General features: G+C 69.6%; 21 protein-coding genes. 9 read left to right on the forward strand and 12 right to left on the reverse strand.

Going from position 1 to position 24157, the window contains the following annotated elements:
* Window positions 1-80: 80 nt before the first annotated feature.
* The 5 genes from ACZ7L7_RS16115 to dnaA form a co-directional block, all read right to left on the reverse strand.
* Complete coding sequence (locus ACZ7L7_RS16115; RefSeq protein ID WP_285514430.1) at window positions 81-611, reverse strand: DciA family protein; 531 nt, start codon at window positions 609-611, stop codon at window positions 81-83.
* Entirely contained in the window at window positions 608-1729 is a 1122-nt protein-coding gene (gene recF / locus ACZ7L7_RS16120) for a DNA replication/repair protein RecF (RefSeq protein ID WP_285514431.1), read from the reverse strand. Before recF ends, ACZ7L7_RS16115 begins: the two co-directional genes overlap by 4 nt.
* A 53-nt stretch (window positions 1730-1782) precedes the next feature.
* Window positions 1783-2658, reverse strand: a complete 876-nt coding sequence (gene gnd / locus ACZ7L7_RS16125) for a phosphogluconate dehydrogenase (NAD(+)-dependent, decarboxylating) (protein WP_285514432.1) — start codon at window positions 2656-2658, stop codon at window positions 1783-1785.
* A 126-nt stretch (window positions 2659-2784) separates the two neighbouring features.
* A complete protein-coding gene (dnaN, locus tag ACZ7L7_RS16130) occupies window positions 2785-3915 on the reverse strand; it encodes a DNA polymerase III subunit beta (protein WP_285514433.1) in 1131 nt (376 codons plus the stop codon).
* A gap of 1074 nt (window positions 3916-4989) precedes the next feature.
* Window positions 4990-6882 carry a chromosomal replication initiator protein DnaA gene (dnaA, locus tag ACZ7L7_RS16135; protein WP_471431468.1) on the reverse strand — a complete coding sequence of 631 codons (1893 nt, stop codon included), beginning with the start codon at window positions 6880-6882 and terminating at the stop codon, window positions 4990-4992.
* 385 nt (window positions 6883-7267) lie between these two features.
* Here dnaA and rpmH point away from each other — a divergent pair, with 385 nt between their 5' ends.
* From rpmH to ACZ7L7_RS16180, 9 genes are all read left to right on the forward strand, one after another.
* A complete protein-coding gene (gene rpmH / locus ACZ7L7_RS16140; RefSeq protein WP_003956500.1) occupies window positions 7268-7405 on the forward strand; it encodes a 50S ribosomal protein L34 in 138 nt (45 codons plus the stop codon).
* 21 nt (window positions 7406-7426) lie between these two features.
* Window positions 7427-7798, forward strand: a complete 372-nt coding sequence (gene rnpA / locus ACZ7L7_RS16145; protein ID WP_078598854.1) for a ribonuclease P protein component — start codon at window positions 7427-7429, stop codon at window positions 7796-7798.
* Window positions 7795-8163 carry a membrane protein insertion efficiency factor YidD gene (gene yidD / locus ACZ7L7_RS16150; RefSeq protein WP_285514435.1) on the forward strand — a complete coding sequence of 123 codons (369 nt, stop codon included), beginning with the start codon at window positions 7795-7797 and terminating at the stop codon, window positions 8161-8163. Before rnpA ends, yidD begins: the two co-directional genes overlap by 4 nt.
* A 3-nt stretch (window positions 8164-8166) precedes the next feature.
* Complete coding sequence (gene yidC / locus ACZ7L7_RS16155) at window positions 8167-9420, forward strand: membrane protein insertase YidC (RefSeq protein ID WP_285514436.1); 1254 nt, start codon at window positions 8167-8169, stop codon at window positions 9418-9420.
* Between the two features lie 15 nt (window positions 9421-9435).
* Entirely contained in the window at window positions 9436-9948 is a 513-nt protein-coding gene (locus ACZ7L7_RS16160; RefSeq protein WP_093724469.1) for a Jag family protein, read from the forward strand.
* A 127-nt stretch (window positions 9949-10075) separates the two neighbouring features.
* Complete coding sequence (rsmG, locus tag ACZ7L7_RS16165) at window positions 10076-10792, forward strand: 16S rRNA (guanine(527)-N(7))-methyltransferase RsmG (RefSeq protein WP_093724468.1); 717 nt, start codon at window positions 10076-10078, stop codon at window positions 10790-10792.
* 293 nt (window positions 10793-11085) lie between these two features.
* Window positions 11086-12159: a ParA family protein gene (locus ACZ7L7_RS16170; protein WP_285514514.1), complete on the forward strand. Its 1074-nt coding sequence runs from the start codon at window positions 11086-11088 to the stop codon at window positions 12157-12159.
* On the forward strand, window positions 12156-13238 hold the full coding sequence (locus tag ACZ7L7_RS16175; RefSeq protein ID WP_285514437.1) for a ParB/RepB/Spo0J family partition protein: 1083 nt from the start codon (window positions 12156-12158) through the stop codon (window positions 13236-13238). The genes ACZ7L7_RS16170 and ACZ7L7_RS16175 overlap by 4 nt, the downstream gene beginning before the upstream one ends.
* A gap of 319 nt (window positions 13239-13557) precedes the next feature.
* Window positions 13558-14175 (forward strand): GNAT family N-acetyltransferase, encoded by a 618-nt coding sequence (locus ACZ7L7_RS16180; protein WP_285514438.1) that lies wholly within the window; start codon window positions 13558-13560, stop codon window positions 14173-14175.
* Between the two features lie 73 nt (window positions 14176-14248).
* Here ACZ7L7_RS16180 and trxA read toward each other — a convergent pair whose 3' ends face one another.
* The 7 genes from trxA to ACZ7L7_RS16215 all read right to left on the reverse strand — a co-directional run bounded on the left by trxA (window position 14249) and on the right by ACZ7L7_RS16215 (window position 23956).
* On the reverse strand, window positions 14249-14581 hold the full coding sequence (trxA, locus tag ACZ7L7_RS16185) for a thioredoxin (RefSeq protein WP_037674879.1): 333 nt from the start codon (window positions 14579-14581) through the stop codon (window positions 14249-14251).
* A 41-nt stretch (window positions 14582-14622) separates the two neighbouring features.
* Window positions 14623-15594: a thioredoxin-disulfide reductase gene (gene trxB, locus ACZ7L7_RS16190; protein WP_471431471.1), complete on the reverse strand. Its 972-nt coding sequence runs from the start codon at window positions 15592-15594 to the stop codon at window positions 14623-14625.
* Window positions 15595-15777: 183 nt separating this feature from the next.
* Window positions 15778-16659: an anti-sigma factor family protein gene (locus ACZ7L7_RS16195; RefSeq protein ID WP_285514515.1), complete on the reverse strand. Its 882-nt coding sequence runs from the start codon at window positions 16657-16659 to the stop codon at window positions 15778-15780.
* A gap of 11 nt (window positions 16660-16670) precedes the next feature.
* Window positions 16671-17411, reverse strand: coding sequence for an RNA polymerase sigma factor SigM (sigM, locus tag ACZ7L7_RS16200; RefSeq protein ID WP_285514441.1), 741 nt, complete (start codon window positions 17409-17411; stop codon window positions 16671-16673).
* A gap of 17 nt (window positions 17412-17428) precedes the next feature.
* The gene (locus ACZ7L7_RS16205) at window positions 17429-19129 is read right to left on the reverse strand and encodes a protein kinase family protein (protein ID WP_472076168.1); all 1701 of its coding nucleotides are present in this window, start codon (window positions 19127-19129) and stop codon (window positions 17429-17431) included.
* 118 nt (window positions 19130-19247) lie between these two features.
* The gene (gene murJ / locus ACZ7L7_RS16210; RefSeq protein ID WP_471592637.1) at window positions 19248-21515 is read right to left on the reverse strand and encodes a murein biosynthesis integral membrane protein MurJ; all 2268 of its coding nucleotides are present in this window, start codon (window positions 21513-21515) and stop codon (window positions 19248-19250) included.
* 44 nt (window positions 21516-21559) lie between these two features.
* The gene (locus ACZ7L7_RS16215; protein WP_453599990.1) at window positions 21560-23956 is read right to left on the reverse strand and encodes a DUF6049 family protein; all 2397 of its coding nucleotides are present in this window, start codon (window positions 23954-23956) and stop codon (window positions 21560-21562) included.
* Between the last annotated feature and the right edge of the window lie 201 nt (window positions 23957-24157).

Consider the following 24157-nt stretch of genomic DNA (forward strand, 5'->3'; position numbering starts at 1 on the left):
AGTTAGCCCGCGCAGCCGCCCGCGCGCCCGCGCGCGACAGCGCGAACGGACCGCTTCATCAGCCGTTTACGTGATGTACGTCACCCATAGGTGTCGCCGGGACCGGTGCTCCCCGGGGCCCTGAGAGGGCCGTAGCGGCGCTCGGGGCCGCCGGGGCCCAGGACCTTGATCACCTTGACCGTGCCGTGCCCGAGGTCCTCGTTCAGCCGTGCGACGAGCTGGGGCGCGAGCAGCCGCAGATTCGTCGCCCACGCCGTCGAGTCGCACCGCACGACCAGCACCCGCTCGTCCTCGTCGTACGTCTGCGGCACGCAGTGATTGGCCAGATCCGGGCCCACGATCTGCGGCCAGCGGCCCATCACCCCGCCCACCGCGGCCGGCGTCTCCCAGCCGCGCTCGGTGATCAGCCGGTTGATGGCCGCGCCCAGCGCCATCGGGTCGCGGCCGTCGGCGCGCGCGCCCGAGCGCAGGCCCCCGCCGCGCCGGGCCTGCTTCTTCTGCTGCTGCGCGTCACCACGCGCGCGTGCCTGCTCCTTGGCCGCCCGCAGCGCCACGCGTGCGAGGTCGACACCGGACGGCTCGGCGGCCTTCTTGGGCTCCTCGGCGGTCATACGCGCTCCACCGTCCCCTCCGACACCGCGTACCGCGCCCCGGTCAGCACATGCGGTACGTCGTCGTCGACGGCCGCCGTCACCAGCACCTGCTCGCCGGGCGCGACCAGCTCGGCCAGCCGCTCCCGGCGCCGGGTGTCCAGCTCCGCGAACACGTCGTCCAGCACCAGCACCGGCTCGTTGCCCTCGGCGCGCAGCAGGTCGTAGGAGGCGAGCCGGAGCGCCAGCGCGTACGACCAGGACTCGCCGTGCGAGGCGTACCCCTTGGCGGGCAACTGGCCGAGTTTCAGCAGCAGATCGTCCCGGTGCGGCCCGGCGAGGGTGACACCGCGCTCGATCTCCTGCTTGCGGACGTCCGCCAGCGCCGCCATCAACTGCGTGTACAGGTCCTCGCGGGTCTGGGCCTCGCCGGGGGCCGACGGCTTGTACTCCAGCGCCAGCGGGCCGCCGCCGGGCGCGAGTTGCTCGTAGGCCTTGTCCGCCAGCGGCTGGAGCGCGGCGATCAGGTCGAGACGCTGGGCGAGCAGTTCGGCGCCCGCGCGCGCGAGGTGCTGGTCCCACACGTCCAGCGTGGACAGGTCCATCGAGCGGCCGCCGTGCCGCCGGGCGAGCGCGGCGGACTTCAGCAGGGTGTTGCGCTGCTTGAGGACGCGGTCGTAGTCGGAGCGCACGCCCGCCATACGCGGGGAGCGCGCGGTGATCAGCTCGTCCAGGAAGCGGCGCCGCTCGCCGGGGTCGCCCTTGACCAGGGCCAGGTCCTCCGGCGCGAACAGCACCGTGCGCACGATCCCCAGGATGTCCCGGGGCCTGACCTGCGAGGACCGGTTGATCCGGGCGCGGTTGGAGCGGCCCGGGTTCAGCTCCAGCTCCACCAGCTGCTGCCGCTCGCCCTGCCGCGCCTGGGCGCGGATCACCGCCCGCTCGGCGCCCATGCGCACCAGGGGCGCGTCGGAGGCGACGCGGTGGCTGCCGAGGGTGGCGAGATAGCCGACGGCCTCGACCAGGTTGGTCTTGCCCTGGCCGTTCGGGCCGACGAAGGCGGTGACGCCGGGGTCGAGCGGGACCTCGACGCGCGCGTACGAGCGGAAGTCGGCCAGCGACAGATGCGTGACGTGCATGGTCGTTCGCCGACCTCCCCCGGCGTTGTGGACCGCCGAAACGGTCCTGTGGATTACTTCGTCTCGACCGCGTGGCCGCCGAACTGGTTGCGCAGCGCCGCGATCATCTTCATCTGCGGAGAGTCGTCCTGCCGCGAGGCGAACCGCGCGAACAGCGAGGCCGTGATCGCGGGCAGCGGCACAGCGTGGTCGATGGCGGCTTCCACAGTCCAGCGGCCCTCGCCGGAGTCCTGTGCATAACCGCGCAGCTTGTCCAGGTGCTCGTCCTCGTCGAGGGCGTTGACGGCGAGGTCAAGCAGCCAGGAGCGGATGACGGTGCCCTCCTGCCAGGAGCGGAAGACCTCGCGCACGTCGGTGACGGAGTCGACCTTCTCCAGCAGCTCCCAGCCCTCGGCGTAGGCCTGCATCATGGCGTACTCGATGCCGTTGTGGACCATCTTGGCGAAGTGCCCGGCGCCCACCTTGCCGGCGTGGACCGAGCCGTAGTCGCCCTCGGGCTTGAGCGCGTCGAAGATCGGCTGGACCCTGGCGACGTGCTCGGCGTCGCCGCCGTACATCAGCGCGTAGCCGTTCTCCAGGCCCCACACACCGCCGGAGACACCGCAGTCCACGAAGCCGATGCCCTTCTCGGCCAGCTCCCGGGCGTGCTTCTCGTCGTCCGTCCAGCGCGAGTTCCCGCCGTCCACGACGACGTCCCCGGGCTCCAGCAGCTCGGCGAGCTCGTCGACGGTCGACTGGGTGGCGGCACCGGCCGGGACCATCACCCAGACCACGCGCGGGCCCTTGAGGCTGTCCACAAGCTCTTTCAGGCTGTGGACATCCGCGAGGTCCGGGTTGCGGTCGTATCCGACGACGGTGTGGCCCGCGCGGCGGATCCGCTCGCGCATGTTGCCGCCCATCTTGCCGAGGCCGACGAGACCGAGCTCCATCAGTGGTTCCTTAGGTTGCTGTGGCGTGAAAGCACTTACGTGCCCACGTCCGAGCCTAAACCCGGACGCTCACGCACACCTGTGGGCATACGCGCTCAAACGCACGCCCTCACCTGCGGTGATGCCTCAGCCGCTGAGCCGGACCGGCATGATCAGGTACTTGTACGCCTCGTCCGCCTCGGCGTCCACGGCGGGCTTGCCGCTGAGCAGGGCCGGCTTGGTGGACGTGGTGAACGACAGCTGCGCCACCGGGGAGTCGATCGCGCTCAGACCGTCCAGCAGGAAGGTCGGGTTGAAGGCGATCGAGATGTCGTCGCCCTCCAGCTGCGCGTCGACCCTTTCCACAGCCTGTGCGTCGTCGCTGGAGCCGGCCTCCAGGATCAGCACGCCCTGCTCGAAGCTCAGCCGCACCGGGGTGTTCCGCTCGGCGACCAGCGCCACACGCTTCACGGCCTCCACGAAGGGCGCCGTCTCGATCACCGCGACCGAGTTGAACTCGGTCGGGAACAGCGTGCGGTACTTCGGGAGGTCGCCCTCCAGCAGCCGGGTCGTCGTACGCCGTCCCGCGCCCTCGAAGCCGATCAGGCCCTCACCGGCACCGGAGCCCGACAGCGCCAGCGTCACGCTGTCGCCGCTGGTCAGCGCCTTGGCGGTGTCCAGCAGGGTCTTGGCGGGCACCAGGGCGACCGCGGAGGCGTCCGGGTTCTCCGGCTTCCACAGGAACTCGCGGACCGCGAAGCGGTAGCGGTCGGTGGAGGCCAGGGTGACCCGGTCGCCCTCGATCTCGATGCGCACACCGGTCAGCACCGGGAGCGTGTCGTCGCGGCCCGCGGCGATCGCGACCTGCGCGGCGGCGGAGGCGAAGACCTCACCGGGGACCGTGCCGGTCGCCGACGGCATCTGCGGCAGCGCCGGGTACTCCTCCACCGGCAGGGTGTGGAGGGTGAAGCGGGAGGAGCCGCAGACCACGGTCGCCCGTACACCGTCTGTGGAAATCTCCACCGGCCGGTTGGGCAGGGCGCGGCAGATGTCGGCGAGCAGGCGGCCGGAGACGAGCACCGTGCCCTCCTCCTCGACCTCGGCGTCCACCGATACCCGCGCGGAGACCTCGTAGTCGAAGCCCGACAGGCTCAGCTGGCCGTCCTCGGCCTTGAGGAGGAGGCCGGCGAGGACAGGCGCCGGAGGACGGGCCGGGAGGCTGCGCGCCGCCCAGGCCACGGCCTCCGCGAGTACGTCGCGTTCCACCCGGATCTTCACTGTTGCCGCCTCCTGCTGTTGCCGGCGCTTCTCGCCCTGCCTGGCTTCGTCGTCTGTCGTCGGTGTCAGCGGTCCCTGTGACGGGGAGGACACCGGGGAACAGTCTGACGCACCCCACTGACAGTAGGTGCCCCTCGGGGTCAAGTCGTGACGAGGGGCAGTCGGGCGCCGGAGAGCGAGTTGTGCACAGGACCCCCTTCGAAACGGAATCCCCGCTCTCTCTAGTTGTCGGTAGTAGTAGGGCCTGTGGAAACCGTGGATAACTCCGTTTGCCCAGCTCAGAGCGGGAATTTTATCCACCGGTCCTGTGCATGGAGGCAGTGGACAACTCGGGCTTCCTGTGGAGAACAGAAAGTTCTGCACACCTCGTACACAGGTTGGGCCGAGTTGTCCCCAGCTGCGTCCCCAGGTTTACCCAGTTTTCCCACAGGGCAACCCGGCAACTTCGTGTGACGCCTTTCACTCGACCCGGCGATCGGACGCGTCGGGTTGCCGAACAGTGGACAGCGATGTGGAGAACCTGGAGATCGCTGGGGACAACTACCCTCAGCCTGTGGGTAGTCGGTGGATAACTTTGTGCACACCCTGTGGAACGGAGAGTTATCCACAGTCTGTGGAGATCGGTTGTCCACGAATCCACAACCAGCTGAGCTGGGCTGATGGTCTTTCAACAGCACAGCCTGTGGACAGATTCTGGACAACTCGGCAGTCCCCAGGATGTGGACGGAAAAAAGTCACCGAATCTGTGGAGGAAGGCCGTAACCCCGCAGGTAATCGAACAGCGGGTGGGGGTCGGGGTGTGCGGCGTGAGGGGGTGGAGCGGGGCAGGCGGTGCTGTGTCCGGCGGGTTCGGGTCGCCGAGGGGCCCGGATTCCGGTGAGGGTCCGGCCCGTAGCCGCCGGAGGGCGCGGTGCGGACACCGCGGCGCGGCCATGGCCTCCCAGCCACCGCTCCCGTCACCGGGGCGCAGCCCCACCGCGGCGCCAGGTCCGCCCTCACCGCCAGGAACGGCGAAGGGTGCCGCCGGAACACTCCGGGGGCACCCTCGCGCCTTCGGCCCTGTGGCGGCGGCTGTCAGCCCGCCTTGATGCGGTTGGTCAGCTCGGTCACCTGGTTGTAGATGGAGCGCCGCTCGGCCATCAGATTGCGGATCTTGCGGTCCGCGTGCATGACCGTGGTGTGGTCGCGGCCGCCGAAGAGCGCGCCGATCTTCGGCAGGGACAGGTCCGTGAGCTCACGGCACAGATACATGGCGATCTGCCGGGCCGTGACCAGCTGGCGGCCGCGCGAGCTGCCGCACAGGTCCTCGACCGTGAGGCCGAAGTAGTCGGCGGTGGCGCTCATGATGGCCGTGGAGGTGATCTCGGGCGTCGCGTCGTCGCCGCCGGGGATCAGGTCCTTCAGGACGATCTCCGTCAGGCCCAGGTCCACCGGCTGCCGGTTGAGCGAGGCGAACGCCGTCACCCGGATCAGCGCGCCCTCCAGCTCGCGGATGTTCCGCGAGATGCGGGAGGCGATGAACTCCAGTACCTCCGGCGGGGCGTTGAGCTGTTCCTGCACCGCCTTCTTGCGCAGGATCGCGATGCGCGTCTCCAGCTCCGGCGGCTGGACGTCGGTGGTCAGGCCCCACTCGAAGCGGTTGCGCAGCCGGTCCTCCAGCGTCACCAGCTGCCGGGGCGGCCGGTCGGAGGACAGCACGATCTGCTTGTTGGCGTTGTGCAGCGTGTTGAAGGTGTGGAAGAACTCCTCCTGCGTCGACTCCTTGTCCGCGAGGAACTGGATGTCGTCGACGAGCAGGATGTCCATCTCGCGGTACCGCTTGCGGAAGCTGTCGCCCTTGCCGTCGCGGATGGAGTTGATGAACTCGTTGGTGAACTCCTCCGAGCTCACGTACCGCACGCGCGTGCCCGGGTAGAGGCTCCGCGCGTAGTGCCCGATCGCGTGCAGCAGGTGGGTCTTGCCGAGCCCGGACTCCCCATAGATGAAAAGGGGGTTGTACGCCTTCGCCGGTGCCTCGGCGACGGCGACCGCTGCCGCGTGGGCGAAACGGTTCGACGCGCCGATGACGAAGGTGTCGAAGAGGTACTTGGGGTTCAGGCGTGCGGTCGGCTCCCCGGGACCGGGGGCGGGCGCGGGCTGCGCGGCCAGGGGGCCGGGGGCGCCGCCGGCGCCTGCGCCGGGTCCGCCGCGGTACGCGGGGCCGGGGCCGCTGGGGCCGCCGGGGCCGGTCGAGGGCTCGGGCAGTTCGCGGCGGGCGTCGGGCTGGCCGTAGTCGGACCGCTGTCCCTCATAAGAAGGGCGGTCGGTGCCGGCGCGGTCACCCGGCTGCGGACGGTAGTCCTGGGACGACTGGCCGTAGGAGTCCTGGCCGTAGGCGTCCTGCGTCGGGCTCGCGTACGGGTCGCGCTCGGGGAAGCCGAGGCGCTGCTGCTGCCAGCTGTACTCGTCCTGCTGCGGGCGCGGCCAGGCGCCGGGCTCGGGGCGCTGGTACTCCGAGGGGTAGGCCGGGCGGGCGGTCGGCAGCGGGTCGTTCTGCTCCGGGTGTTCCGGACGGTCCGGGCGGGAGGGGTAGGCGTCGCCGTCGGCACCGCGGTGGCGGCCGTAGCCCTCGTACTGGCCGGTGGGGAGCTCGGGCTCCTCGTAGCGCGGCTGCGGGCGGGGCGCGGGGGCCAGCGGGGCCGGGGGCTCACCGGCGGAGTCGTCGACGGTGATCGCGATCCGGATCGGGCGGCCGCACTCGCGGCTCAGGGTCTCGCTGACGATCGGGGCGAGCCGGCCCTCCAGGACGCCCTTCGCGAACTCGTTCGGTACCGCGAGCAGGGCGGTGTCCGCGACCAGCGCCAGCGGCTGGCAGCGGCGGATCCAGTGCTCGTCCTTCGCCTCGACTCCCTGGCCACGTCCCTCGCCGAGGAGCTGCTCCAGTACTCGTGGCCACACTGCGGCAAGATCGGCAGGTACGTCAGCCACAGGGCACGCTCTCTCACGGGTCCCACGAACGTGTGATGGTGGGACGGGTCGGGATTCAAATCGGTCGGGACGGGCGAATCGGAGTTCAGCCACGGTAGTCAGGGCGACCGGTGCGGTTCAAGTTGTTGTCCCCAGGCTGTGGATAGTGTCTCCCGGTGACCGCTGGTTTGACCGGATGGCGTAGCCCCGCGTACCGTGGCGAGGTCGAGTTGTCGACGGCTGTTGCCGCCTGCCTCCGATGGGCACCGATCGCTGAGAGTGAGTAGTCCCCGCCGCTGCGGGGGTGTTCCGCGGTGCACTCGGGCGTAACGCGAGCTACTCGTGGGCGCACGGTGACAGCCAGGACGGCACCCGCCACCACCGATTTGATTTCTGGAGCCCCCGAGTGAGCAAGCGCACCTTCCAGCCGAACAACCGTCGTCGCGCGAAGACCCATGGCTTCCGGCTGCGTATGCGCACCCGTGCCGGCCGCGCGATTCTCGCGTCCCGCCGTAGCAAGGGTCGCGCCCGTCTGTCCGCCTGATCCCGGTCAGGTCATGACGTCGTGCTGCCCACCGAGAACCGGCTGAGGCGGCGCGAGGACTTTGCGACCGCGGTACGACGAGGACGCCGGGCCGGACGCCCGACTCTCGTCGTCCACCTTCGTAGCGGTGCCACGGACCCGCACGCGCCTGGGGAGAGCGCTCCCCCGACGCGTGCGGGTTTCGTCGTGAGCAAGGCTGTCGGCGGTGCGGTGGTCCGCAACAAGGTGAAGCGCAGACTTCGCCACCTGGTGCGCGATCGAGTCGATGTCTTTCCCCCCGGTAGCCTGGTAGTCGTACGAGCGCTGCCCGGTGCGGGTGACGCCGACCATGCACAGCTGGCCCGAGACCTGGATGCCGCTCTGCAGCGGCTGCTGGGAGGGGGCGCACGATGAAGTACCCGCTGCTGGCTCTGATCAAGATCTACCAGTGGACCATCAGCCCACTGCTGGGGCCGGTGTGCAAGTACTACCCGTCGTGTTCCCACTACGGCTACACGGCCATCGACCGGCACGGTGCCATCAAGGGCACGGCGCTCACGGCCTGGCGCATCCTGCGCTGCAATCCGTGGTCGCTGGGCGGTGTGGACCATGTCCCGCCGCGCAAGCGTCCGCGGTGGCACGAAATGCTGCGGGGCGCATGGCGCGCACGCAAGGGCGGGCCCTCCGCCGCCGAAACGGCCACCGAAGAGAATGTGCCTACGAGTGACAGCTCTTCGAGCCCGGCCGCAGAGACCCCGTCCCATGCCCAAGGAGCATGATTAGTGGACACGATTGCCAGCCTCTTCAGCTTCATCACGACACCCGTCTCCTGGGTCATCGTCCAGTTCCACAAGGTGTACGGCGCCCTCTTCGGCGATGACTCCGGGTGGGCCTGGGGCCTGTCCATCGTGTCCCTGGTGATTCTGATCCGTATCTGCCTGATCCCGCTCTTTGTGAAGCAGATCAAGGCGACCCGGGCCATGCAGACGCTGCAGCCCGAGATGAAGAAGATCCAGGAGCGCTACAAGAACGACAAGCAGCGCCAGTCCGAAGAGATGATGAAGCTGTACAAGGAGACGGGTACCAACCCGCTCTCCTCGTGCCTTCCCATCCTGGCGCAGTCGCCGTTCTTCTTCGCCCTGTATCACGTGCTCAACAGCATCGCGAACAACGAGAAGGTCGGCGTCATCAACGACCGGCTGCTGGAGAGCGCCCAGAACGCGCACATCTTCGGCGCGCCGCTCGCGGCCAAGTTCACGGACAGCGCGGCCAAGGTCGAGTCCCTCGGCTCGACGATCACCGATGTGCGTGTCGTGACCGCGGTCATGATCGTCCTGATGTCGGCGTCGCAGTTCTTCACCCAGCGCCAGCTGATGACGAAGAACGTCGACACCACGGTGAAGACGCCGTTCATGCAGCAGCAGAAGATGCTGATGTACATCTTCCCGATCATGTTCGCCGTCTTCGGTATCAACTTCCCGGTCGGTGTCCTCGTCTACTGGCTGACCACCAACGTGTGGACCATGGGCCAGCAGATGTACGTCATCCACAACAACCCGACCCCGGGTTCCAAGGCCCAGGCCGCCTACCTGGAGCGTCTGACCAAGCGCGTCACGCACCACGGCAAGGTCAGCCGGCGCGGTGAGCGCAACATCGTCAAGGCGATCGTCGCCAAGGGCCGCGACCGCAACGAGTACGAGCGCAAGTTCATCAACGGCCTGAACAAGGCGGGTCTCGCCGCCCAGGCGGACGGCTCTGTGGTGAAGAGCGAGACGTCCGTGGCCGTCGACACCGAGGACGGCGCGCCCACGGCGGCTCCCAAGCGCCAGCAGCCCAAGCGGCAGAGCAAGTCGCAGCGGCAGGGCGGTGCGAAGGCTGCGGGCGACCCCGAACCCAAGACGTCGCTGACGAAGTCCGACACCCCGCAGGACGCCAAGCCCACCGCCGCCAAGAAGCCCGGCGCCGGTACCCGCAGCAAGGCCCAGTCCGGGCAGCGCAAGGGTCCGCAGCGGCCGAAGTCCCCCTCCAAGAAGTAAGAAGGAGTCCATCCCGTGACGGAAGGCACCACCTCCGCCGCTGCCGAGGGCGCAGACACCCTGACCCGCCTGGAGCAGGAGGGCGAGATCGCGGCGGACTACCTCGAAGGTCTGCTGGACATCGCCGACCTCGACGGCGACATCGACATGGATGTCGAAGCCGACCGTGCCGCTGTCTCGATCATCAGCGACACGGGCAGCCGCGACCTGCAGAAGCTGGTCGGCCGGGACGGTGAGGTGCTGGAGGCGCTCCAGGAGCTCACGCGCCTGGCCGTGCACCGGGAGACCGGCGACCGCAGCCGGCTGATGCTGGACATCGCCGGTTACCGTGCCAAGAAGCGTGCCGAGCTCTCCGAGCTGGGTGCCAAGGCCGCGGCGGACGTGAAGAACACGGGCGAGCCGGTGAAGCTCAAGCCGATGACCCCGTTCGAGCGCAAGGTCGTGCACGACGCGGTCAAGGCCGCGGGACTGCGCAGCGAGTCCGAGGGCGAGGAGCCGCAGCGCTTCGTCGTCGTGCTGCCCGCCTGATCGGTTCGTACGATCCTCCGGCCCCGTCTGCCCGGCAGGCGGGGCCGAACTTTGTCAGCCTGATAGTTCTGGTGGTTCTGGTGCCGGCGCCTGGATGCGCCGACACGGTACGGAAGGACGGTCCCCCGTGACGGAGGCAGCGGAGCTTCCCCCCGCGCCCGAACAGGCCCGCGAGGTCTTCGGCGATCGCTTCGCGGACGCGGTCCGCTACGCGGAGCTGCTCGCGGAGGCGGGCGTGCAGCGCGGTCTGATCGGGCCCCGTGAGGTGCCCCGGCTGTGGGAGCGGCATCTGCTGAACTGCGCCGTGCTCTCCGAGGTCGTGCCCGAGGGGGTGACGGTGTGCGATGTCGGTTCCGGTGCGGGGCTGCCCGGCATTCCGCTGGCCCTGGTCCGGGAGGACCTGAAGATCACGCTGCTGGAGCCGCTGCTGCGGCGGACGACCTTTCTGACCGAGGTCGTGGAGCTGCTGGGCCTGGACCATGTGACCGTCGTCCGCGGCCGTGCCGAGGAGGTCATGGGCAAGCTCCAGCCGGTTCATGTGGTGACGGCCCGGGCCGTGGCCCCGCTGGACCGCCTCGCCACCTGGGGTATCCCGCTGCTGCGTCCCTACGGTGAGATGCTCGCGCTCAAGGGGGACACCGCGGAGGAGGAGCTGAAGAGCGCAGCCACCGCCCTGAGCAAGCTCGGCGCGGTGGGGACCTCCATCCTCCATGTCGGTGAGGGCATCGTGGACCCGCAGTCGACGGTGGTCCGGGTGGAAGTCGGGGAGAGCCCCGGCGGTGTGCGCTTCGCGGCGAAGCGGGCGAAGGCGGCCCGGACGGGGCGGACGCGGCGACGGCGCTGATCCGTCCTGGCGTGGGAGCCGCTTGATCCGCAATGCGGAGACGAGACGTACTCCACACAAGCTGCCCAACCTATGCATGCCGGAGTGTCGCGACAGTTCGGCCCCCGCTGCTGTGCATCGTGTTTCACGTGAAACGTCGCTCATTGCTGCACGGCATCATCAGCCGGGGCCGCGCCGCGGCCGAACCCCGTGACCGCAAGCCTCTCGGGTCACTCGGAGAGGTAACGGAGTTGTCCACAGAGGTGGATTTCTCCACAGAACGCCAGGGCTCACTGGTTCACGACCCCGAAGGCATGGGAGGCTCTGTTCATTGCGAGCCTGAAGTCGAGGAGAGTGAATCCTTGCGGTCCGACGCCAACATCGCGGGACCGATGACCGATCCGGTCCCCGGTCCCCGTACCGAGTCGATGGGGGAGGATGTTTCACGTGAAACACCGCCCCCGATGGACGACACTCCCATCGGTCGTGCCGCCCAACTGGCGGTAGAGGCTCTCGGCCGCGCCGGGGAGGGTCTCCCGCGACCCGAACAGACCCGGGTCATGGTGGTTGCCAACCAGAAGGGCGGCGTCGGCAAGACGACGACGACCGTCAACCTTGCCGCGTCCCTGGCCCTGCACGGTGCCCGCGTCCTGGTGATCGACCTCGACCCCCAGGGCAACGCGTCCACGGCTCTGGGTATCGACCACCACGCCGAGGTTCCCTCGATCTACGACGTGCTGGTGGAGAGCAAGCCGCTCTCGGACGTCGTCCAGCCGGTGCCCGATGTCGAGGGTCTCTTCTGCGCACCCGCCACGATCGATCTCGCCGGCGCGGAGATCGAGCTGGTCTCCCTGGTGGCACGTGAGAGCCGGCTTCAGCGGGCCATTCAGGCCTATGAGCAGCCCCTGGACTACATCCTCATCGACTGTCCGCCCTCGCTCGGTCTGCTGACCGTGAACGCGCTGGTGGCCGGCCAGGAGGTCCTGATCCCCATCCAGTGCGAGTACTACGCGCTGGAAGGTCTGGGACAGCTGCTGCGCAATGTCGACCTGGTGCGGGGACACCTCAACCCCACCCTGCATGTATCGACGATCCTGCTCACCATGTACGACGGCCGGACCCGACTGGCGTCCCAGGTCGCGGAAGAGGTGCGCAGTCACTTCGGTGACGAGGTGCTGCGGACGAGCATTCCCCGCTCGGTCCGTATCTCCGAGGCGCCGAGCTACGGACAGACGGTGCTGACCTACGACCCCGGATCCAGCGGTGCGCTGTCCTATCTTGAGGCGGCACGAGAAATCGCGCTGAGGGGTGTCGGTGTCGGCTATGACGCGACGCACGCCCACATCGGCGCCCAGAACGACCCGAGCATGGTGGAGGGGATCCAGTGAGTGAGCGACGGAGGATTGGTCTGGGCCGCGGCCTGGGCGCGCTGATCCCTGGGCCGGCGGACAGCACGGCGGCTCCGGCCGCGGTGGGGGGAGCCGGGGCCGCGTCTCCGGCCCCTGTGCTGACCTCCGACCGTGGCGTGGCCGCGGCGAAGGTGACGGCGCTGCCGTCGGTTTCCCATGAAACGGTGGAGCCGTCGGCGGATGTGCCCCCGCCTCCCATGGGCGCTCACTTCGCCGAGATCCCCCTGGACTCCATCACGCCGAACCCGCGCCAGCCGCGTGAGGTCTTCGACGAGGACGCGCTGCAGGAGCTCATCACCTCCATCAAGGAGGTCGGTCTCCTCCAGCCGGTCGTCGTACGGCAGTTGGCTCCCGGGCGCTACGAGCTCATCATGGGCGAGCGGCGCTGGCGGGCCTGTCGTGAGGCGGGCCTGGAGGCCATCCCGGCCATCGTGCGGGCGACGGACGACGAGAAGCTTCTCCTGGACGCGTTGCTGGAGAACCTGCACCGTGCCCAGCTGAACCCGCTGGAAGAGGCCGCCGCCTACGACCAGTTGCTGAAGGACTTCAACTGCACCCATGACCAGCTGGCGGACCGCATCGGCCGGTCCCGTCCGCAGGTCTCCAACACGCTGCGGCTGCTGAAGCTGTCGCCGAAGGTGCAGAACCGGGTGGCTGCCGGTGTCCTCTCCGCCGGCCACGCACGGGCGCTGCTCTCCGTGGAGGATCCTGAGGAGCAGGAGCGGCTCGCCTACCGCGTGGTGGCGGAGGGCCTGTCCGTCCGGTCCGTCGAGGAGATCGTCACCTTGATGGGCTCCCGCTCACAGAAGGCTCCGCGAGCCAAGGGGCCGCGGGCCGGTGGCCGCGTCTCCCCGGCGCTGTCCGACCTCGCGACCCGGCTCTCGGACCGCTTCGAGACGCGGGTGAAGGTCGAGCTGGGCCAGAAGAAGGGCAAGATCACCGTCGAGTTCGCCTCGCCGGAGGACCTGGAGCGGATCCTCAACACCCTTGCCCCGGGCGAGCGGCTGGCTCTTCAGAAGAGCCTGACGGAGGACGGCGCGGAGGACTCCGAGGACTGACCCGTGGGGCCTTGTGCCCAGGGGCGCCGACGCAGGGCGGGCCGTGTCCGGTGGTTACCGGAACACGGTCCGCCCTTTGCTTTCCGGCGGTATCGACGCCATCACTTCGTGGATACGATGCGATCGGGTAAGGCGCATCCACCTGGCGGCACCTCTTAGGGGAGGCGGGGGCCATGCGAACGGTGAGCCGGACCGGACTGGTGAGCGCGGGCCTGGGCCTCGGCGCGGTCGGCGGATTCGTCGGCAGCCTGCTCAGGGAACGGAGCGCCCTGACAGCCGCCCGCAGCGCAGCGGGCGAGGGAAGCGAGGATCAGCCTTCATGGGGCGTCGGCTCGTACCGCTCACGCTGGACAACCTTCAGGACCTTCCCCAGCGTTGTCGGACGTGTGTCTTCTGGGAGCTGGATCCCGTCAGCGGCGAAGCAGCGGTAGCCGCCGGCACCGCGGCGGTGGAGAAGGAGGCCTGGATCTCCGCCGTTCTGCTGGACTGGGGCTCCTGCGGCCGGGTCGTCTACGTCGACGATGTCCCCGTGGGCTTTGTGCTGTACGCGCCCCCGGCCTACGTCCCCCGGTCGAGCGCGTTTCCCACGAGCCCCGTCTCCTCCGACGCCGTGCAGTTGATGACGGCGTTCATCGTGCCCGGGTATCAGGGGCAGGGGCTCGGGCGGGTGATGGTGCAGACGGTCGCCAAGGATCTGCTGCGACGGGGCTTCAAGGCGATCGAGGCGTTCGGGGATGCGCGCTGGAAGGAGCCCGCGTGTCTGCTCCCTGCCGATCATCTGTTGGCAGTGGGCTTCAAGACCGTACGGCCCCATCCCACGCACCCCAGGCTGAGGCTGGAGCTGCGGACGACCCTCTCTTGGAAGGAAGACGTGGAGATGGCGCTCGACCGGCTGCTCGGGGCCGTGCAGAAGGAACCGGTGCTGCGCCCTCTGTAGGGCGTGGGCCGCGGACACGTGAATGGGCCAACCCGTCGGGGTTGGCCCATTCGTGTTTCACGTGAAACAACGCCTACTCGGCGATGAAGTCCTCAAGGTCACGGACGATCGCGGCCTTCGGCTTGGCGCCGACGATGGTCTTGGCGACCTCACCGTTCTGGTAGACGTTCAGCGTCGGGATGGACATGACGCCGTACTTGGCGGCCGTACCCGGGTTCTCGTCGATGTTCAGCTTGACGATCTCGATCTTGTCGCCGTACTCGGCGGCAATGGCCTCCAGCGACGGGGCGATCTGGCGGCACGGACCGCACCAGGCGGCCCAGAAGTCCACCAGGACAGGCTTGTCGCTCTTGAGGACGTCCTGCTCAAAGGTGTCGTCGGTCACGTTCTTCAGGGTGCCGGCCACTGCGGGCTCCTTAACTCTTGGTGCGTGGGGCGGGTGGGGTGTCAGACGGTCGTCTTTTCGGGCTCCACCGTCTGCTCACCGTCGGCGAGAGCGGCGAGGAAACGCTCGGCGTCGAGAGCGGCGGAGCAGCCGGTGCCGGCCGCGGTGATGGCCTGACGGTAGGTGTGGTCGACGACATCACCGGCGGCGAAGACGCCGGGGACGTTCGTACGGGTGGAGGGCGCGGCGACCTTGAGGTAGCCCTCCTCGTCCAGGTCCAGCTGACCCTTGAAGAGCTCGGTGCGCGGGTCATGGCCGATCGCGATGAACAGGCCGGTGACCGCGAGGTCGGAGAGCTCACCGGTCTTCACGTTGCGCAGCTTCAGGCCCGCGAGCTTCTGGTCGCCCTGGACCTCGGCGACCTCGCTGTCCCACACGAACTTGATCTTCGGGTCGGCGAAGGCACGGTCCTGCATCGCCTTGGAGGCGCGCAGGGAGTCGCGGCGGTGGACGACGGTCACGGACTTGGCGAAACGCGAGAGGAAGGTGGCCTCCTCCATCGCGGTGTCGCCGCCGCCGATCACGGCGATGTCCTGGTCCTTGAAGAAGAAGCCGTCACAGGTGGCGCACCAGGAGACACCGCGGCCGGACAGGGCGTCCTCGTTCGGCAGCCCGAGCTTGCGGTGCTGGGAGCCGGTGGCGACGATGATGGCCTTCGCGCGGTGGACGGTGCCCGCGGTGTCGGTGACGGTCTTGATCTCACCGGTGAGGTCGACGGAGACGATGTCGTCCGGGACGAGCTCGGCGCCGAAACGCTCGGCCTGCCCGCGCATGTTGTCCATGAGCTCGGGGCCCATGATGCCGTCCTGGAAGCCGGGGAAGTTCTCGACCTCGGTGGTGTTCATCAGCGCGCCACCGGCGGTGACAGCTCCCTCGAACACCAGCGGCTTCAGCGACGCGCGTGCGGTGTACAGCGCCGCCGTGTAGCCGGCGGGCCCGGAGCCGATGATGATCACGTTACGGACGTCGCTCACGGCTTGATTCCTCGTCTCTGGACTGCGTCATAGGTCCGGCGGGAGCCCCTCTCAGAACTCTCACCCCACCCAACGGATCCTAAGGGGCGTGCATTCCCGCTGTGTCCGGGCACACGGCGGGGCGCCACCGTAGCGCTTTCCACGGCGGGCGGAGGAGACGCGTCCGCACAGTGAGAGAGGTGTTCAGGAGGCCCGCGGATAGGTGTGGGTCAACAGCACCTCGGCCTTGCCCACGGACGGGTCAGTCACGCAGGTCGCGTCGACGATGTAGGCGGTGACCTTGCTGGTGTCGGCCGGGTCGGTCAGCACAACGAGCATCGCCCGGGTGCCCTGGTAGACGCCCTCCTCGGTGGCGAGGGCGGTCTCGTCACGACCGATGCCTTCCTGGACGCAGCCCGGCACGTCCGTCGGCTGGTTGAAGATCCTGGGCCCCCGAGAGTCCGGAGCGGACTCCATCCCCGTGGTGCTGCGCGGGGAGCGTCCGCCTTCACTGCTCTTTTGGGCGAGAAGATCGGAGACGTGCTGCTTCAGGGTGCTCGCGGCGAAGGTGTCCCCGGCCTGGGTCGTCACCTCGCTGTCGCCGTCAGGGCCTCCGGAGTCGTCCCCGAGGGAGGTGAGCAGGACGGAGCCGAGCCCCAGGGCGGCCACCGTGAAGACGGTGCCGAGGACGGCGACGCGACGGCGTCCACCGTGCCGGCGGTTCCTGCGGCCGGGGCCGGTAGTGGAGGTACGGGCGTGACCGGCGGGGCGGTCGGCGGCGACCGATGTTTCACGTGAAACACGCGCCTCGTTCTCGGCGACCGCGCTCACTGTTTCCTCGGGGGCCGTGGAGTTCAGCAGTGCCTCCGCGGCGAGCGCGGCGTCGATCCTGCCCGCGACGTCATCGGGCATCCGCGCCGGGCCCGGCAGGGTGCCGAGCAGGTCGCGGATCTCGCCCAGGGAGGCGTAGACGTCCGCGCACAGCTCGCACGAGTCCAGGTGCCGGCGTACGTCCGCGCTGCGGGAGGCGGGCAGCAGGCCCTCGGCGAGGTCGGAGAGCTCGGTGACTTCCGGATGCCCGGCCATGTCCGTCGACGTCACGCTCGCCCACCTCCGCCCTTCACAGCAGCTGAATCACTCGGCCCGGTGTCGTCCGGCCCCGCGGTCTGCGACCCCGTGGCACGCGGTCCCGCTGCCGGTGGGACGGATGTACCCTCCCCGCGGTTCCGTCCCCCGTCCGCCTCTTTGCCGCTACCGGCGTTTTCCGGCCGCAGATGGGTGAGGAGCGGCAGCAGTCTGGCCCGGCCCCGGGCACACCGGCTCTTGACCGTGCCGGTGGGCACGTCGAGGATTCGGGCGGCCTCGGCGACGGGGTAGCCCTGCATGTCGACGAGGACGAGGGCCGCGCGCTGATCGGCGGGAAGGGTGCCCAGGGCTTCCAGGAGCTGCCGGTGCACATCGTTGCGCTCGGCGGGTGCCGCGGCCGACTCGTGCGGCTCCAGGAGCTGCTCCAGGCGCTCGGTGTCATCGACGGGGGAGGTCTTCCTGGAGGCCGCTTTCCGGGCGCGGTCGAGACAGGCGTTCACCGTGATCCGGTGCAGCCAGGTCGTGACGGCCGACTGCCCGCGGAAGGTGTGGGCGGCGCGGTAGGCGGAGACCAGCGCGTCCTGAACGGCGTCCGCGGCCTCCTCGCGGTCCCCCAGGGTGCGCAGGGCGACGGCCCACAGGCGGTCACGGTGCCGACGCACGAGCTCCCCGAAGGCGTCCTTGTCACCCGAGACATGGCGCGCCAGAAGATCGGCGTCCGAAAGATCGGCTCGGCTCGATCCGCTCTCCACACCATCCCCCGACCCGGTCAGCTGGTCACCTTGATGTCCATGACCCTTCCGCGCCACTTGCCGTCGTCAGCCTGTATCGGCAGCTTGGTCAGCCACACCAGCAGGTAACGGGAGTTCACGCTCTCCTTCGGCTTGAGCGTCACCGTGGTGCCCGAACCCGCGGCGACCTTGCTGTAGCTCTCGAACGACGTGGGCATCGTGCCCGAGTCACCGGACGCCGTGAGCAGTTCGACGGACGTCTCGCCCATGAAGCTGACCGTGACCTTGCCGACCTTCTGAGCCTTGCCGAGGTCGAGGACGACACCGACGCCCGGCTTCAGGTTTCCGAACTCGGCGCCCTCGTAGTAGCTGGTCTCCCAGTACGACTGCGGGTCGTTGTCGAAGGCCTTCGGCACGTTCGCCGGGTACTCCGACTTGTCTCCGCCGAACGGGTCGAAGTCGTGGGCGTCCTGGATCGCGATCGGCTTGCCCGCAGCGGGCTTCTTCGGGCTCTTGTCGCCGTCGTCCGTCGTCTGCGTCTGGTTGGTGTCGTCGCCCTTGCCGCCGCGGTCCATCAGGGCGTCCGCGAGCTGCCAGCTGCCCAGACCCAGGGCGGCGATGAGGAGGGCCGAGACAGCCCACTTCAGGGCCTTGCCGGTGCGGCTCTGCAGCGGGGGCGGCGGGGTGGGGGTCGGCTGGGTGGCGCCCGGGTGCGGGGACGGGCGGCCGTATGTGCCCTGCTGGTACGTGGTCCGCTGGTACTCGGGGGGCGGGGTGAACGCCGGCTCCGGCGGGCGGATGCGGGGCATCTCGCTGATCGCCTTCACCAGCTCCTCCGGAGTGGTGCAGGCGGACTCGTGGCGTGAGGCCGTCGCCCCGTCGTTGGCGAGCGCCCGCATCGACAGCTCGGACAGACCGCGGTGGACGCCCGCCCGTACCTGGTCGGGTGCGATCAGACCGATGTCCTTGGGCAGCCCGGACAGGCCGTAGGCGTCGTTCTCGTACGGCCAGCGCTGGGTGAGCGCCGCGTACAGCAGGGCGCCGATGGACTCCGTGTCGGTGCGCTGCGGGGTGTCCGAACTGATGCCGCGCAGCGCGGCGTTGACGGCGAGTCCACGAATACGCCACTGCCCGGTCGAGGTGCGCAGCACGGCGTTGGGGTTCAGCCGCAGATGCGCCAGGCCCTCCCGGTGCGCTGCGGCCATGGCGGCGGCGATCTGGGACACCATCTGGTAGGCGTCGTACGGCTCCAGCGGGCCGGCGGAGAGCAGGGTGGTCAGCTCGGTGGCGTCGGGCAGCCATTCGTGCACGACATAGACGAGGTCGTTCTCCTCGACGGCGTCGAGCACCTGGACGAAGCGGGGGTCGCCGAGCAGGGCGGAGGACCTGGCCGCGGCCAGGACGGAGCGCGCCCGCGCGTGATCCGCGGGCAGGATGTGAACGCCGACGGCACGCCGCAGCTTCTCGTCGACCGCACGCCAGCTGCTGAAGCCGTCCAGACGGGTGACGCACTCCTCCAGGCGGTACCGCCTGGCGAGCTTGTGACCGCTGTGCAGTTCGGGTGGTGAGGTCTTTTCGGAACCTTCGGTCCCGCCACTCCCCTGTGCCTCGTCGGTGTCCGTGTCCCGCTCCCGATTCTGGGCCACCCCGTCGGCCGTGGACTGGTCCGCCTGTGCGGTCAGCGGCTCGTCACCGCTGTTGTCTGCCACGTCGACGGCAGCCGTGCTCCGTTCCGCCACCGTCGCTCCTGCCTCCCCATCCGTTGCGCGCTCCGAGACGCCGAAACCAATTGTGCCCACAGTCCGCCGCTATGCACGACACACGGTGGCGATCGATGGTTGTGCGAGTACCCCGGGCTCAGCGGCCCAGACGCCCACGGACCATGCCTACCAGGGAGTTCAGCTCCTCGATCCGCATTCTGCGAGCGGCCACGAAGAAGATCCCGAGCAGCACGGCACCACCGAAGACGAGGGCGGACAGCGAGCCGACCACACCCTGACCGAGGGTCTTGGCGACGCCGTAGCAGACGGCTCCGCTCAGCAGTGCCGCCGGGATCGAGGCGATGCACAGCCTCGCGTACGTCCGCATCACGCGGGCACCGTCCAGGTCGCCGCCCAGTCGCTTGCGCAGCCTGCTCCAGGCGACGCCCACACCGATCGCGTAGGCGAGGCCGTAGGAGGCGGCCATGCCGACCACGGCCCAGCGCGAGGGGAGCACGAAGAAGCAGGCGGCGGAGGCGGCGGCGTTGACCGCGGCCACGATGACCGTGTTGTAGAAGGGCGTTCGGGTGTCCTCGTACGCATAGAAGGCACGGAGGACGACGTACTGCACGGAGTACGGGATCAGGCCGAGGCCGAAGGCCATCAGCATCAAGCCCATGTTGGTGGCCTCGCTGGTGCCCGAGGAGCCGAAGATCAGCGTGCACATCGGGATGCCGAGGGCGAGGAAGCCGAAGGCGATCGGCACGATCGCGACGGCCGTGGTGCGCAGGCCCTGCGAGATGTCGTCGCGTACGGCGCCGGAGTCCTCCTCGGCGGCCGAGCGGGACAGCCGGGGCAGCAGGGCGGCCATCAGGGAGACCGTGATGATCGCCTGGGGCAGGCCCCAGATCAGCTGGGCGTTGGCGTAGGCCGCGAAGCCCGTGCCGTCGACGGGGGATTCCTCGCCCGCCGCGGTGGAGAGCTGGGAGACGACGATCGCGCCGGCCTGGTTGGCGAGGACGAACAGCACGGTCCACTTGGCGAGGGTGACCGCCTTGCCGAGCCCGTGGCCCTTCCAGTCGAAGCGCAGCCGCAGCTTGAAGCCGGTCTCGCGCAGGTACGGGATCATCGCCAGGGACTGCACGACCAGGCCGAGCAGGACGCCGATCCCGAGCAGCCGCTCGCCCTCCGGCGGAATGTTGGTGACCGTCATGCCGGACTCGGCGGCGCTGCCGTAGACCCAGATGAACGTGCCGAGGGTGACGATGATGACGATGTTGTTGAGGACCGGGGTCCACATCATGGGGCCGAACGAACCCCGCGCGTTGAGGATCTGACCCATCACCACGTGGATGCCCATGAAGAAGATGGTGGGCAGGAAGTACCGGACGAAGGTGACGCCGACCTCGTTGGCCGCCGGGTTGCTCGCCACCGAGTCCGACAACATGCGGACCAGCAGCGGTGCGGCGAACATGGAGAGCACGGTGAGCCCGCCGAGGGCGACCATCACCAGCGTCAGCAGACGGTTGGCATAGGCCTCGCCGCCGTCCTCGTCGTCCTTCATCGCGCGCACGAGCTGCGGAACGAAGACGGAGTTCAGACCGCCGCCGACGGTCAGGATGTAGATCATGGTCGGCAGCTGGTAGGCGACCTGGAAGGTGTCACCGAGCAGGCCCACACCGAGGGCGGACACGATCAGCGCGGAGCGGATGAACCCGGTGAGCCGGGACACCATCGTGCCCGCGGCCATCACCGCGCTCGACTTCAGCAGACCCGCCGCCTTGCCGCCCTTCTTCGCGGCGGGCGTCGGCGCGGCCGGGGGCGGCACGGGCGCGGTGCCGAGGTTCATGGTCGCGTCGGCGGGCGGGGCGGACTGCTGCTGCGGCTGCTGCGGGTAGCGGGCGGGCTCCCCGGCCGGGCCGGGGACGGGCGCGCTCTCCTGCGCCGGACGGGCGCCACCCTGCTGCTGGTCCCTGAACAGGTGCGCGAAGGCGTCCGGCTCGTGGCGCTCCTCGGCGGAGTGGGTGACCAGGTCGTCGACGCCCACGTACTGAGTGGTGCGCGGGTCGTCGCCGTAGGGCAGGTACTGGGTCGCGCCGTCCGGCTCGGGCGCCGGGGTCTGGGCCCACACATTCGGGTCGGGCGCGTACGGCGACTGCTGGGGCTGGGCGTACAGCGGCTGCTGCGGGGGGTAGGTGCCGGGCGGCGGCGGGGGGTGCGCGGCACGGTCGTAGAGCGCCTCGGCGACCGGGTCCTGGGCGGAGAGGTCCTGGTCCCGGTAGGGGTCCTGGTCGTAGGCGTCCTGGAGGTACATGTCCGCGGGAGGCTGCGGCGGTACCTGGCCGTGCTCGGGCGGCGGGCCCTCGGGGTACCCCGAGCTGCCCGCGGCGGCCTGGCCGCGGTCACCGTCGTACGGCGCGTTCATGGTTACCCACCCTCATCGTCCCGGGCCCACCGGCCACGACATCCTCAACGGTCCACTCTCTCACCCGTCCCGGACGGGTCGGCGCTTTCCGCTGGGGTGTCCGGGGTCGGGTCACTCGGCTGCTCCGGGTCGCCTGCCCCGGCATCCGCGCCGGACTCCTGTTCGGGACGCTCGTCGGGCCCCTCGGGGTTCCCGGGGTCGTCCACGGCCTGCTCGGCGGCCTCGGGGCCCGTCTCGGAGCCGTTCTCGGGACCGGCCTCCTCGGCCTGCCGCGCGGCGCGCTTGCGCTGGGTGTACATCCGGAAGCCCGCGAGGACCAGCAGCAGGAAGCCGCCGCCGATGACCAGCATGACCGTGGCGGTGAACTCGGTCACCTTGACGTCGAACCGTACCGGAGGGCCGTACTTCTGCCCGTCCTTCGTGTAGAGCTGCGCGATCACCTCGGCCTGGCCGTTGGCCTCGGCGGACGTGGTGAACTTCACCGTCTGGCTGTGGCCGCCGTTGACCGTGACCGGCTGCTCGTCGTAGGCGGCGCCGTCGATCTTCAGGCGCCGCGGGCTGGTCGAGGTGAGCCGCAGCACCAGGTTGTCGACGCCCTGCACCAGGTTGTTCTGCACGGTCACCGGGATCGTGGCGCTGCGCCCGGAGAGCTTGGTCTCGGACTTCTCGATCAGGGAGACCTGGTCGGCCAGGGAGTCGAGGTAGGTCTCCACGTCATTGCGGTACACGGCCGCCTCGGTGGCCCGGCCGCGCCACGACGTGGACATCGCGCGGTTCATGGCCCGGCCGAACGGCGTCACGACCCGTGACTCGTCGCTGAGGATGACCTTGAACTTGTCGAGCTTGCGCTGGGTGGCCGCGATCTGCTCGAAGGCGGACCGCTGGAGCTCCTGCTTGCGCAGCTTCTTGGGGTACGCCGACTTCGCCGGGACCTTGGTGGTGGCGCCGGGGTCGGGCTTGGCCGCAGCGGTCGTCGTGAGGTCCTGGAACTGGGTCCAGCCGCCGTTCTGCAGGGCGGTGACCGCCGCCGCGAGGGCACCGGCCTGGCTGGCCGTGGGCATGCGCTGCGGGGCGACGAGGATGGTGCGCTGGTCGTCCGTCTGGAGGTTCAGGGCCAGGCTCTGGGCCAGGAACCGCTGGACGGCGAGGGTCGAGTCGGAGGCGCGGGCCATGTCGCCCTGGAAGGCCGTGGACAGCCGTGCGTCGGCCACCACCGCCGTGGTGCCGCCGCCGATCGGGCGGGCCGCGGAGGGCGTGTAGGTGAGCCCCGCGGTCTCCTCCAGGCTGTCGCTGCGCGCGATGACCTTGTCCGCCCCGGCGGAGGTGGCGACCTTGACGATCGAGGGGTCCACAGCGCCCTCGACCGGCCAGGCGAAGTCGGTGGTCGGCTCCACGTGCAGGATCGACTCGACCGTGTCGCGGGCGACGTCGGTCGCCTCCTTGAGGTGGCCGAGCGAGCCGGTGACGGCCGTGCCGTTGTGGGCGAGGGAGGCCAGGTCGGGGTCTGCGAAGGGCAGCGCGACGACCTCGTCGCCCGCCACCGCGTCCTGGAGCTCGGCCAGCCACTGCTTGGCGATCTCCTGGTCGGCGCGGGTGCTGGGGGTGGTGGTCTCGCCGTCCTCGCTGCGGATCTGGTAGCTGTCGGTCATGGCGTCGACCGAGGCCAGCAGGTCCGGGTCGACGACCCAGGTCACATCGAGGTCCTCACCCAGGGTGACCAGTCGCTCCAGCCGTCCGCCGGGGCTGATCTCGTGGATCAGGTCGTTGTTGCGGAAGACAGGGGTCTGAGCCTCGTTGGAACCCGTCTCCGCCGTCATGTGGGCGGTGGAGATCAGCGGCCACAGCACGGTCGTCCGGGTCTTGGTGTCCGCCTCGTCGGACTGGTACGGCAGGAAGGTGCGCTGGACGCCGAGCACCTGCGGCCAGCCCTGGGCGGCCGTCTCTCCGGTCAGGGAGACCGCGAGCTGGTAGATGCCGTTCCCGTCCAGATCCAGCTCGTCCACCGGGACGGAGATGGTGAAGGGCTGCGAGACGCCCGGAGTGAGCTTGTCGAACGTCTCGACGTACTTCCCGCCGAGCGGCAGCCCGTCGGTGCCGGGCTGGTAGCCGGTGGCCTTGGCGGCGGTGTCGATCCCGGAGCGGGTGATCAGCTCCTGGCCGATGCGCAGGTCCACCTGGGCGTCGGTGACGGCCTGCTTGCTCTTGTTGGTCACCGTGCCGGTCACGGTCAGGGTGTCGTCGTCCGTCGCCACGCTCGGTGTGAGGTGGTCCACGGACACGGCGACCGTCTCGTCGATGTCGGCGGCCTGGGCCGGGGCGGCCGCGGGCAGCTGAAGCAGCCCCGCCAGCAGGGGCGCACCGGCGAGCAGCGCCCCGGTGCGCCGCAGCCACCGGCGGGCAGGTGAGGGACTGGTCCCCTGGAAGTCTGCCGCCTCGGCCACGCGCTCGCCCGTCCCTCGTCGTCGTCAGTGGTCGTCGGAATGTGCGTCCACGCATGGTAACGATGCGCGCTGAGGGGAAGTGCCGCGGTCTGCGCCACAAGATCGCTCACAGGGCCGGGCTGTCCTGTATGTGCCCGTATGAAGTGGAGCGGATCTGTGCGCGTTTAATGGAGGCGCTGAGGGCCGTTCCCGGCACGTACC

The sequence above is a fragment of the Streptomyces sp. NPDC110618 genome (genome assembly GCF_055657065.1).